Origin of the sequence: Flavobacterium sp. YJ01 (assembly GCF_029320955.1) — a bacterium.
Lineage (GTDB): Bacteria > Bacteroidota > Bacteroidia > Flavobacteriales > Flavobacteriaceae > Flavobacterium.
On sequence record NZ_CP119757.1, the window covers coordinates 4875862 to 4888403 of the forward strand.

Annotated in this window: 11 protein-coding genes; 7 read left to right on the top strand and 4 right to left on the bottom strand. The window is 33.6% G+C overall.

Annotated elements, in window-relative coordinates:
• Window positions 1–59: 59 nt before the first annotated feature.
• Window positions 60–806, bottom strand: coding sequence for a DUF1349 domain-containing protein (locus P0R33_RS21135; RefSeq protein ID WP_276173138.1), 747 nt, complete (start codon window positions 804–806; stop codon window positions 60–62).
• 136 nt (window positions 807–942) lie between these two features.
• Here P0R33_RS21135 and P0R33_RS21140 point away from each other — a divergent pair, with 136 nt between their 5' ends.
• The 4 genes from P0R33_RS21140 (at window position 943) to P0R33_RS21155 (ending at window position 4029) form a co-directional block, all read left to right on the top strand.
• Window positions 943–1686, top strand: coding sequence for a helix-turn-helix transcriptional regulator (locus P0R33_RS21140; protein WP_276173139.1), 744 nt, complete (start codon window positions 943–945; stop codon window positions 1684–1686).
• 61 nt (window positions 1687–1747) lie between these two features.
• Window positions 1748–2221, top strand: coding sequence for a copper resistance protein NlpE N-terminal domain-containing protein (locus tag P0R33_RS21145; RefSeq protein ID WP_276173140.1), 474 nt, complete (start codon window positions 1748–1750; stop codon window positions 2219–2221).
• A 94-nt stretch (window positions 2222–2315) separates the two neighbouring features.
• Window positions 2316–3437: an XdhC/CoxI family protein gene (locus P0R33_RS21150; protein ID WP_276173141.1), complete on the top strand. Its 1122-nt coding sequence runs from the start codon at window positions 2316–2318 to the stop codon at window positions 3435–3437.
• A complete protein-coding gene (locus P0R33_RS21155; RefSeq protein ID WP_276173142.1) occupies window positions 3427–4029 on the top strand; it encodes a nucleotidyltransferase family protein in 603 nt (200 codons plus the stop codon). Before P0R33_RS21150 ends, P0R33_RS21155 begins: the two co-directional genes overlap by 11 nt.
• Before the next feature lie 242 nt (window positions 4030–4271).
• Here the strand turns inward: P0R33_RS21155 and P0R33_RS21160 are convergent, their stop codons facing one another.
• Window positions 4272–5408, bottom strand: a complete 1137-nt coding sequence (locus P0R33_RS21160; RefSeq protein WP_276173143.1) for a cysteine desulfurase family protein — start codon at window positions 5406–5408, stop codon at window positions 4272–4274.
• Window positions 5409–5724: 316 nt separating this feature from the next.
• Between P0R33_RS21160 and P0R33_RS21165 the strand changes: the two genes are divergently transcribed.
• The 3 genes from P0R33_RS21165 to P0R33_RS21175 are packed head-to-tail and all read left to right on the top strand — an operon-like array spanning window position 5725 to window position 9553.
• Window positions 5725–6363: a 2Fe-2S iron-sulfur cluster-binding protein gene (locus P0R33_RS21165; protein WP_276173144.1), complete on the top strand. Its 639-nt coding sequence runs from the start codon at window positions 5725–5727 to the stop codon at window positions 6361–6363.
• Window positions 6360–7340, top strand: a complete 981-nt coding sequence (locus P0R33_RS21170) for a xanthine dehydrogenase family protein subunit M (RefSeq protein ID WP_276173145.1) — start codon at window positions 6360–6362, stop codon at window positions 7338–7340. The genes P0R33_RS21165 and P0R33_RS21170 overlap by 4 nt, the downstream gene beginning before the upstream one ends.
• An 8-nt stretch (window positions 7341–7348) precedes the next feature.
• Window positions 7349–9553: a xanthine dehydrogenase family protein molybdopterin-binding subunit gene (locus tag P0R33_RS21175; protein ID WP_276173146.1), complete on the top strand. Its 2205-nt coding sequence runs from the start codon at window positions 7349–7351 to the stop codon at window positions 9551–9553.
• Between the two features lie 234 nt (window positions 9554–9787).
• Here P0R33_RS21175 and P0R33_RS21180 read toward each other — a convergent pair whose 3' ends face one another.
• Window positions 9788–10351, bottom strand: coding sequence for a DUF2911 domain-containing protein (locus P0R33_RS21180; protein WP_276173147.1), 564 nt, complete (start codon window positions 10349–10351; stop codon window positions 9788–9790).
• Between the two features lie 185 nt (window positions 10352–10536).
• Window positions 10537–12336: a glycoside hydrolase family 2 TIM barrel-domain containing protein gene (locus tag P0R33_RS21185; protein WP_276173148.1), complete on the bottom strand. Its 1800-nt coding sequence runs from the start codon at window positions 12334–12336 to the stop codon at window positions 10537–10539.
• Window positions 12337–12542: the final 206 nt, after the last annotated feature.

Below are 12542 nucleotides of genomic sequence, written 5' to 3' on the forward strand. Positions count from 1 at the left end.
TGAAAAAATAATTACCGTAACAATAACAAATCATTTTAGTACAATAACTTATGTGAAATTTAAATTCCTAAACGGAAATCAGAAACACTTTTTTCTTCTAAATTGATTTCTTCAAAAATACTTTGTGTTCCTTTATCCATAGGGCATTGTGTGCTAATTCCCATCCAGATTTCTTTAGGATAATTGTTTTTGTACAAACGCACCATTTGCCAGTTCTTTTTATCAAGAGAATAATAGCTTGCAACCGTTTTAGTGTCCGAAGATATTTTCATATATACTGAAGGCTGTTTTACAACATCATGATTATTATCATCAGAAGTTCCCATCGTGCGAACAGTTACAATCCTATGGTTGCCTCTTTCGTCCTGTTCAAAACAGAATTTTTGGTAAAAACTGTCATTTACATAAATGTATAGAACTCCAGCATTGTATAAGCCTTTCTCTGTAAATTGTGGTGTTACTTTAGAAACAAGCGTAAAAGGTTTGGTATTATCTACTTTTGATAAAAGCATTGGAGCTGTTGTATTAGATAATTTTCCATCAGGATCAGAAAAATAATCTGATTTTTCGCCAGCTTTAAAAACGATTTTTTCATTTGTTTCTGTTTTAATTAAAGTGTCGGCACCATTTATTGCTTTTGTAAAATGGATATTTGACAATTTAATATCGCAAGGAGAACCATTAACAATTGCCGAATCTGATTTTATTTCTTCTGTCATAGTTGTTTTCGGGCCTTCATTTTTATTATTACAGCTAGCTAAAAAAAGGCTTAGGATAATAAGAGCGTTGTAAAAAAATGTTTTCATAAATTATTTTTTTGGGATAGAAAGTGATATTTTTAAGTTTCCAAAAATAGAATTGCTAAATAAGAACAGCAATACGTAAAATTAACCAATTCCACTTTTTTATATGCCACAAAATCCTTCAGTCGAAAACCAATTAATGAATACGTTTTTAGAACAAAAGTTTGAGATTGGAGAATCTAACGACATAGAAATGTACAAACAATTTGTCGCAAATTATGTCAAAATTGAGCAATGTGTGGCAGTTTTGTCTGATTATCAAGCTGATTGCAGTTATATATTTGCAGGAAATTTTGGTTCTGTTTTCGGACTTCCAAATGAAAGTTCTGTGATTGACTCTGCTTTTGAAGAATGTATTTTTACTAAAATCAATCCAGAAGATTTGGTTGAACGCCATGTCTTAGAACTTAATTTTTATGAGTTTTTAAAGGGAATTCCGAAAGAGGAATATTCCAATTACAGTACATTGAGTAGATTAAGAATGAAAGATTCGGTTGAGAAATGTTCTTACATCAATCATCGCACCATTTACCTTAAAACTTTCAGCAACGGAAGTATTTCTCTTGCCTTATGTTTATATGCACCTTCAACAGATTTACAATTTAAAAACGGCATTGACGGAAAAATTTTCAATATTCAAACAGGAGAAGTTATTGAAGCTGAAAAGTATAAAAATAAAGCGGAAGCTATTCTTTCTAAAAGAGAAATAGAAGTTTTAAATAGTGTTGCAAAAGGAAATAAAAGCGAACAAATTGCCGCAGAAATGCATATTTCAGTTTATACCGTTCGACGTCACAGACAAAATATTATTGAAAAGTTGAAAGTAACTAATACTGCAGAAGCAGTTCAAACGGCTTATGTTCTTGGGCTGATTTCTTTTTAGAACCTAAAAATAATTAATTCAAAAAAAGTAAGAATATTCTTTATATTTGTAAAAAAAGAAAATGAAAAAGATATTAATTCTTACCGCAGTTTTTGCTCAATTGTTTGTATCATGTAATTCTAAAAAGCAAGCCGAGACAGATGAAATTGTAAAAAAAGATTCAATAGAAAATCAAATTGAAAGAGAAGAAACAGATAATATTTTGGTTTTTGAAGGATTACTGCCATGCGCAGATTGTTCTGGAATCGAAACGATTTTGAGAATTGATCGTTTGAATAATAAATACGAACTTTCTAGTATTTACAAAGGAAAATCTCCAGAACGAACATCTAAAGAAAAAGGAAACCTTAATACAGAAAGAGGCTTAGAAAATGATCCAGATGGTACAATTTATGTTTTAAATTGGGACAAACCGCAAAATAAACAAACGTATTATGGTTATTTCAGTAAAAATCCAGAAAAGATTTATATGCTCGATAGAAATAAAAAAGTGATAAAATCAAAATTAGATTATTCTTTAGAACTAAATGAATAATTAATGTGTATTGTAAGCGCTGTTTCAGATTAAGTTTTTATTTTTAAGCTGATAAAAAATACTTCAATAGAATTTATATTGATGAAAATTACCCATGAAAGAAATCAGCGAAATTCTTAAAGCTTATTCAGCAGCAAAAGAAGCAAGAAAAAAAACAGCTCTGGCAACCGTAGTTAAAGTCGAAGGCTCATTATACAGGCAGCCTGGCGCGCGCATGCTGGTAACTGAAGACGGAATGCTTACTGGTGCAATTAGCGGAGGATGTCTAGAAGGAGATGCGTTGCGAAAAGCGCTTCTTTCAATTAATCAAAAGCAAAATAAACTTGTAACTTACAATACAAGTAATGAAGATGATGCAGAAGTTGGTTTACAGCTTGGATGCAACGGAATTGTTCACATTCTTTTTGAATATATAAATGAAGAGACTGGAAACAATCCGATTGAGCTTTTAAAACAATTGGAATTAGAAAGAAAAGAAGCCGTAATGGTAACGGTTTTTTCTTTAAAGAGAAATGCTTTTCAGACAGGAACGACTTTGTTTTTTCGAAAAGAAAGTACTGTTTTAAATCATAGTAACGAAGTTTTAAATCTGATTCCTGATGTAGTAGAAGTTCTTAAAAACAAAACCTCAATAGTCAAGAAACTTAAAGAAAATGAAGACGAAGCTTTAATAGAATATATAAAACCGTCTATATCTTTAGTGATTGCCGGAGCTGGAAATGATATTCAGCCTTTAGTAAAGATGGCAACTATTTTAGGTTGGGAAATCAATATTGGAGAAGGTCGTGCCACACATGCTACTTTAAAGCGCTTTCCTAAAGCCAATCAAGTTTTGGTTGTAAAACCCGAGCAATTCCTTGATAATATTGAAATAGACGATCATACCTATTTTCTTTTAATGACGCATAATTACAAATATGATCTGGCAGTTTTAAAATCTTTATTGCAAACGAACTGCCATTATATTGGTATTCTCGGTCCAAAATCAAAATTTAGCCGAATGTTAGATGATCTCCAGAGCGAAGGAATTTTGATAAACGAAGAACAGTTAAGCCGAATTCATAGTCCTGTCGGATTGGATATTGGTGCCGAAACTTCAGAAGAAATTGCATTATCTATCATTTCCGAAATTAAAGCCGTTGCATCACAACGTGCCGGAACTTACTTGAAATACAAATCGGGTAAAATTCATAATGAAGTTTATCATGGAAAATAAACTGTCTAATTCAACTGGAATTATCATTTTAGCCGCAGGAAATTCTTCGAGATTAGGACGCCCGAAACAATTGCTGGAATATAAAAAATCAACACTTTTAAAGAACACAATTTCTGAAGCTTTAAAGGTCGAAAATGCATTGGTAATAGTTGTAACGGGTGCGAACGATGAAGTTATAAAAAATGAAATTAATTCGGCTGAAATAACAGTTTGTTTAAATACAGATTGGGAAAACGGAATGTCATCTTCTATTGCAAAGGGATTAAATGAATTATCAATCTTAAATCCCGATTGTCAGCAGTGTATTTTAGCAGTTTGCGATCAGCCTTTTGTAACCAGTACAATATTTGAAAATCTTATAAACGAACATCATAAAACCCAAAAAGGAATTATAGCTTCTGCTTACTCCGAAACTTTAGGCACGCCAGTTTTATTTCATCAAAAATATTTCGAAGAGCTTTTAGAATTAACAGGACAGGAAGGAGCCAAAAAACTGATTAAAAAATATACTGATGATGTTGTCTCTGTTCTTTTTGAAAAAGGGAATATTGATATTGATACCGAAGAAGATTATCAGGAGTTGATTTCTTGATTTCTTGATTTTTTAGGGACAAAGGGACAAAGGGACAAAGGTTCAGAGGTTTTTTACTAAAAGATGAATAGCGTCCAGCTTTAGCTGGATGATATAATTATTTATATTCAAAAGGCTTTAGCCAAAAACAGCAGAAGTTTGGCTAAAGCCTTTTGCTGTGATTCTATTTATTTCTCCAGTTGAAACTGGAGGCAATTCAAAAAAAAAACCTTTGCTTCTTAGCGACTTTGCGAGATTGAATATTAGATCTTTAATTTTTCAACAAGATTTAATATTCTTTCAATCGCGATATCAATTTCTTCATCCGTAGTAAATCTTCCCAAACTAAATCGAATCGAACTCAAAGCCTCTTCATCCGATAATCCCATTGCTTTTAAAACGTGAGAAGGTTCAGAAGTTACTGCCGAACAAGAAGCGCCATTTGAAACTGAAATATTTCCTAAAGCCATAATCAATTGTTCTGAATTTACTCTCGGAAAACAAATATTTGAAGTGTTATAAATTCGGTTTTCAATATTTCCGTTTACGAAAGAACCTTCAAATTGCAGTAAACCTTTTTCCAGTTTATCTCTCAAAATTTCAATTCTATTTTTATCTTTTTCTAATTCATTTACAGCAATTTCTGCAGCTTTTCCTAAACCAATAATTCCAGGAACGTTTAAGGTGCCGCTTCGCAATTTTCTTTGCTGACCTCCACCAACAATTTGTGATTGCAATTTAAGTTTAGCTTTCGCTGAAATATACAAAGCGCCAATTCCTTTTGGGCCATAAAATTTATGTGCCGACAAAGTCAAAAGATCAATTCCTAAAGCTTTAACATCAATTGGAATTTTTCCAACAGCCTGTGTAGCATCACAAATAAAAAGTACATTTTTTCTTTTTAAAATCTTAGAAATTTTGCCGATATTTTGTATGACGCCAGTTTCGTTGTTAGAAAGCATCCCGATGAAAACCAGAGTTTTATCGGTAATTATTTCTTCTAATAATTTAATGTCTAAAAGTCCGTCTTTGCTTACAGATAAATAACTTACATCAAAGCCATTCTTTTCCATAAAATGACAAGTTTCAAGAACCGCTTTATGTTCGGTTTGAACGGTAATAATATGTTTTCGGTCTTGATTAACCAAACCTTTAATTGCCAGATTGATTGCTTCAGTTGCACCCGATGTAAAAGTGATTTCCTCTGCATCGGCATTAATTAAATCTGCAACTTGCCACGCCGCATTTTCAACGGCTTCATTAACTGTCAATCCTGCAATATGCGTGCTAGATGAATTAGCGTAGTATTCTGTGAAATAAGGTAACATTGCTTCTAAAACACGTGCATCAACACGAGTTGTAGCATTATTATCCAAATAAATATTTTGTTGATGTGGCATAATAAAAACTTATATTCTCGTAAATGTACAATTTCAAAGTAAAGAATAAATGAGTTTGATGTTTGTTTTTTAACGCAAAGAGCGCAAAGTTTTTTATATCACTTTATCTTAAGCTAAGTTCGCAAAGCTTTATCAATTCCCCCTTTATGAATTTAGCATTTTTATAAAAACTCTCTAGAGTAAAATTCTTTGCGCTAGAAATTGTAATTATTCTAAATAAGCGTAATGTTTGAATTTCATAACTTTTTGTGATTTAAGATGATTAAATTTGTTAGAATGACAAAAAGTGAATTTGCTAATTTAACAAATAGACTGAATGGCTTCTAAAAAAACAAATCAGAATAAAGTTACTTCGGACGACTCCAATTCTCGTCGTGACTTTATAAAGAAATCAGGACTTTTTACCGCTCTTGCTTTTACGCCACCTTCATTGGTAATGGCTTCAGACAAGAAATGGGATGAAAAAATAGCGGAGTATTTAGAAACTGTACCAATTTCTATTGAAGTAAATGGCACAAAACATAACCTCAATATTGAACCAAGAACTACTTTATTGGATTTATTGAGAGAACAGCTGCATCTTACAGGAACTAAAAAAGGCTGTGACCACGGACAATGCGGTGCGTGTACTGTTCACGTAAACGGAACTAGAATTTTGTCATGTCTTTCTTTGGCATCTATGCAGCAAAACGCACAAGTAACCACAATCGAAGGACTTTCAAAAGGAAAAAAACTGCATCCGATGCAAGAGGCGTTTATCAAGCATGACGGCTTTCAATGCGGTTATTGTACGCCAGGACAAATCATGTCAGGAATTGCTTGTATAAAAGAAGGTCATGCTAACAGCAGAGAAGAAATCAGCGAATATATGAGTGGAAATATCTGCCGTTGCGGTGCTTATCATAATATTGTTGATGCCATAACAGAAGTGAAGGAAGGAGGGAAGGAGTTATGAAAAATTTTCAGATAATTAGAGCTTTATCAGCAGGTTCGGCAGTAACAAATATTAGTAAAGAAAAAGAAGCTATGTTTATTGCTGGTGGAACAAATCTGGTAGATTTAATGAAAAAGAATATTGTTGCTCCAGATAAGTTGGTTGATATTAATGGTTTAGATCTTAAAAAAATAGAATTTCTTAAGGGAAAAGTTTCTATAGGTGCTTTAGCAAAAAATAGTCAGGTTGCAGAAGATTCATCTATTAAAGAAAAACATCCTTTGCTGGCTTTGGCTTTAGCAGCTGGAGCATCGCAGCAAATAAGACACATGGCAACAGTTGGAGGAAATATGCTGCAACGCACTCGCTGTTCTTATTTTTATAATCCTGATATGCCTTGTAATAAAAGAGCGCCAAAAAGTGGTTGTGGCGCAATTGGAGGTTCGAATAGAATGTCTGCTATTTTTGGAGCTTCAGAAAGTTGCATTGCTGTTCATCCAAGTGATATGTGTGTGGCTTTGGCAGCACTGGATGCGACAGTTTTGGTTGAAGGACCAAAAAGTAAAAGACAAATTAAATTTACAGATTTTCATCGTTTGCCGGGAAACACTCCAGAAAAAGATAATACTTTGGAAACAAAAGAACTAATTACTTCAATTGAAATTCCAGACAATAATTTCAATAAAAATGTTCATTATCTAAAAGTTCGAGATAGAAGCAGTTATGCTTTTGCATTGGTTTCTGTTGCCGCCGCATTAGATTTAAAAAATAATGTGATTAAAGATGTTAGACTCGCAATGGGAGGCGTAGCTCATAAACCATGGAGATTAACCGATGCAGAAGAATTTTTGAAAGGAAAAACTGTTTCTGAGGAAACATTTAGACAAGCAGCCAATCTAGCAATGAAAGGCGCAAGAGGATACGGTGATAATGATTTTAAAATTACACTTGGAGCCAATGCTATAACTGAAGCACTTACAATAGCAGCATCAAAATAATTAGAATTATGAGCAAGACAAGTAATATTAATAGAGTTGACGGATTTGCTAAAGTAACTGGATCAGCAACTTATTCGGCAGAATATAAAACGGATGGAGTTGTTTATGCTTGTTTGGTAGGAAGTACAATTGCTAAAGGAAGAATCAAAAGCATTGATACTAAAAAAGCAGAATGGGCACCCGGAGTTTTGGCTGTAATTACACATTTGAATGTTGATAAACCATCTGGGTATCAAAAACCAAAAGATAAAAGAAACTTTGGTCAGCCTTTACAAATTTTTAAAGATGATTCGGTATTATATTACGATCAGCCGATTGCTTTGGTAATTGCTGATACTTTTGAACGCATGCAATATGCGGCGAGTTTAATTAAAGCGGATTATTTTAAAGAAGAACATTCAACCGATCTTCACAAAACGGCTGATAAAGAAAGAAAAATAGATACTGATAAAGGAAATGATTATCATCGTGGCGAACACGATGGTTATAAAAATGCTGAAGTTATTTTAGAAGCTGAATATACGATTCCGACGGAAGTTCACAATCCGATGGAATTGGCGAATATTATTGCCAAATGGAATGGCAATAAACCAATTTTATATACGAAAAGTCAAGGCGTTGAAGGAACAAGGAAAAGTGTCGCTGGAGTTTTTGAAGTTCCAGTTGAAGATGTTGAGGTTCATTCTGAATATCTTGGAGGTGCTTTCGGAATGGGATTGCACACTTGGCCGTATGAAATTGCAGCTTTGATTGGTGCAAAGAAATTAAATCGTCCAGTGAAATTGGTTTTACATCGCGAACAGATGTTTACCAATGTAGGTTTTAGACCTTACACAATCCAGAAAATGGGACTTGGCGCAACAAAAGGAGGAAAGTTAACAGGTTTAACTCATGAAGCTGTTGCAATGACTTCTAGTTATGAGGATTTTATGGAAGGAACCGTAAATATGTCACGATTTATTTACGATTGTGCCAATGTTTCTACGCGTTATAGAATTGTGCCTTTAGATACTTGTACGCCAATCTGGATGAGGGGTCCCGGCGAAGCAACAGGTTCTTTTGCCTTAGAATGTGCAATGGATGAATTGGCTTATAAATTAAATTTAGATCCAATTGAGTTTCGCAAATTGAATTATGCCGAAAAAGATCAGGAACAAAATAAACCTTGGAGCAGTAAATATCTGTTAGAATGTTACGAAGGCGGAATGGAACGCATTGGATGGAAAAATCGTAAAAATGAACCTGGTTCTGTAAAAGAAGGAAACTGGTTTGTAGGTTACGGAATGGGAACGGGAACTTTTGGCTGTTATAGAAGTCCGACTTCTGTAAAAGCAAAATTTTTACCTGACGGAAATTTAGTGCTTCAATGTAGTGTAAACGACATGGGCCCTGGAACCGCTACGATGATGACAGCAATTGGAGCTGAAATTACAGGCCTTCCTGCTGAAAATATTATCATAGAAATGGGAAAAAGCGGACTTCCAAAAGGCCCAACGCAAGGCGGATCGGCAACGACTTCTTCTGTTGGTTCTGCGGTGCATGATTCTTGCAATTTATTAGTAAGCAAAGCTTTGGAATTGGCAACTCAAAATCCGACTTTTAAAGGAATTCCAATTACCGATCTGACTTTTGAAAATAGTATGATTTCTTCTAAAAAAGATAAATCTAAATCGGTTACGTTAGCTTCTCTTTTGAGTAGTAATAAATTAGAAGGATTAGAAGTAGAAAATTTATCAAAAGCAGCAGAAGAAGCTAAGAAATATTCAATTTATTCGTTTTCGGTACATTTTGTAAAAGTACTTGTGAATCCGAATTTGGGTAAAATAAGATTAGCACACGTTGTTTCTTGTGCTGATATTGGAACTGTTATTAATCAAAAAACGTCAGCAGGACAAATGTTTGGCGGTGCAGTAGGAGGAATCGGAATGGGATTAATGGAAGCTTTAGAAATCGATCATCGTTTCGGTCGTCCGATCAATAATAATTTCGCAGATTACCATGTTCCCGTAAATGCCGATATTGAAAAACAAGAAGTTTTCTTTGTCAATAAAAAAGATCCAATCAGTAATCCAATGGGAACTAAAGGTTTGGGAGAAACGGCTTTAGTTGGAATGGCACCAGCAATCGCAAATGCCGTTTTCAATGCTACTGGAAAACGTGTTAGAGATTTGCCTATTACATTGGATAAAATTATAGAAACTGTTAAGGTTTAAAAAAAGAGACATTGAAAAATGTCTTTTTTTGTTTTACGTTCCGATTTTAAACATAGCTCGTGGTTTCAACCACGGGAAACGGATTTTTATAAACGTAATGTTATATACTTTGCGTACCCCTAGTTGATACTAGGCTATGTTTGACTAGGATTGTGTTATTATATGCGAAGAAAATTACCTGCATAAAAAAAGAGACATTTTTCAATGCCTCTTTTATATATCAAAAACGATTAATTATTTAACCGTAATTGGCAATTCAACTGTGGTTTTATCCCAACCAATAACAAGATTTGCTACATTACCTTGAGTTGTAAAAGCAATAGATAAAGCTTCGATAACATCAGAAACTGGTTTCACAGGAACTGAAACTCTCACAACATCTTTGCTTTGGTCATAAGCATAACCACCCCATAAATCCAATTCTTTGTTAATGATAATTGTCCATTTATCTTTTTCAGGAATAGCAAATAAACTGTAATATCCAGCAGCCACTTTTTTACCACCAATTGTTACATCTTTGTAGAATTTAATTTCGGTGTTTTCGTTAGCACCAACTCTCCAAACCTCTCCAAATTTTACAACATCACCAAAAATAGTTCTTCCTTTTGCAGAAGGTCTTGCGTAAAGAACTTTGATAACCGGATTTGGATTATCCGTTTTTTTGAATTTCACCGCTTTGTTAGGGAAATAAGAGATATCAACCGGACTTGCGTCAAGCGGAGCAAATTTTACTACATCTTGCGCCTGTACTGTAAAAGCAGCAAACAATGTAACTGCCAATAAACATAAATTTTTCATAGATTACAATTTTTAGAATAACTACAAAGTAAGCTAATAATGAAGAAAAATCATATAATTTACAGTTTGTTTTTTGTTAATGAATTGATAACAGTTTTAGCAAATAATTTTATTCCTGATTATACTTTCCGTAGAGACGTACTGAGGCGCGTCTTTACAAATAAATGTTGCGTTAGAATAAATTTTTAATATTCTTTTTTCTTTTTAGCATACCAATCTTGCATGATGTAAAAAGCTTTCTTTTTTTCACCATCATTTGAGATTAGACCTTTACGATTGTAACGGTCCTGAATACCTGGAAGCAATCTTTTTGGCGATCTGAAATCAACCAAAATCCACGGACTCGTTCCGCTTAGATGTGGAATTTTTTCAATCATTTTCAAATTCTGAATGTATAAATATTCTTGATATTCCTCAGTCCAGCGTTCGTTTTTTTCGCCGTGAAAACCAGCTTTAGCATCGCCACCAAATTCAGAAACTACAATAGGCTTATTGTATTTAGATTTCCACGTTATTTTTTCGGCATCCTCTAGATTTCCGCCATACCAACCCAAATATTGGTTGAAAGCCACAACATCTAAAACTTCACCAATCGGATCATCAATAGTTTCTTTTTTGGTTAATAAAGCAGCGCTGATTAATCTGGTATTATCTAATGATCTGGCGTGTGATGCTAAATTTTTAATGAAACTATTTCTCGCTTCCGAAATTGGTGTTTCATTTGCCATTGACCAAATAATAATACTGGCTCTATTTTTATCTCTTGTAATAGAAGCCGTTAACTGATCTTCGGCATTTTGATAAGTGTCTTTGTTTGTAAATTCAACTGTCCAATAAACCGGAATTTCTTCCCAAACCATTATTCCCATTTTATCAGCTTCGCGAATAATATTTTCGTTATGAGGATAATGTGCCAAACGGACATAATTACATCCCATTTCTTTTGCCCAGTTTAATAAACGTAAAGCATCCTCTTGAGAATTAGCCCTTCCGCCTTTGGCATTTTCTTCGTGAATGGAGATACCTCGTAAAAAGATTGGTTTTCCGTTTAACAGAATTTTATCTTCTTTTGTTTCGATAGTTCTAAAACCAATTTGATCTTTTACTTTTTGTCCGTTAAAATCGATGGAAATATCATATAATTTTGGATTTTCTGTAGACCAGTATGAGATTTTTTTCGCTGGAATTTCGAAGTTTAAAATTCCGCTATTATCCGCTTTTCCTTTAAAATTGATTTTTAATTCAGGAATAGAAATTGAAATATTATTTTGTGAAGTTTCTAAATTATTGATTTTAATAAAGCCAGAAATGACATTTGCATTCCCTTTTTTCAACTGAATCGTGTAATCTTCTACAAAAGAAGATTCTTCTTCAACTAAAGTTACATCTCTTGTGATTCCTCCATAATTCCACCAATCGGTATTTACAGTTGGAACATCTTCTTTGTGACGCGTATTATCAACTTTAATAACCAGATAATTGTCTTTTGGCTGTACAATTGACGTTATTTCGTAGTTAAACGGAGTAAAACCGCCTTCGTGTGTTCCGAGTTTTTTTCCGTTTAAATAAACATCTGCTTTGTAGTTGATAGCTCCCAAATATAAAAAAAGACGTTTTTTTTGCTTTAGATTATAATCGAAAGACTTTTTAAACCATACATTTCCCTCATAATATTTCAGTTCTGGAATCTGCGAATTCCAATCGCTTGGAATATTAATTGTTGGTGATTTATCAAAATCATATTCTACTAATTCCTGTTTGTTTTGAGCATGATAATTACTAAAAAACGCTCCTTTTGCTGGTTTTTCCTGTTTGTCGTATTGATCCAAGTGAAAGCTGTAAAAACCAGTTTGATAAGGATCTATTATGTAATTCCAAACGCCGTTTAAAGAAGTGGTATTTCGGTTAGGAACATTAGAGATTAGATTTTGTGTAAATCCTAGAACAGAAGAGGTTAGGAGTAATGCGGTTAATAGTTTTTTCATTTTTTGTATTAATTTGTATTGTATTTTTTTTAAACGCAAAGACGCAAGGTTTTACGCAAAGTTCGCAAAGGTTTTTTAGCCTTGTTTGTCATCCTGACGGAGAAAGGATCGCAATCGGCATTCTACAAAAATTGAGGAGTTTCTAGTGTGATTTCTCGTTCATCGAAATGACAAACTAGACTAAAAAAACTTAGAATCTTAGCTTC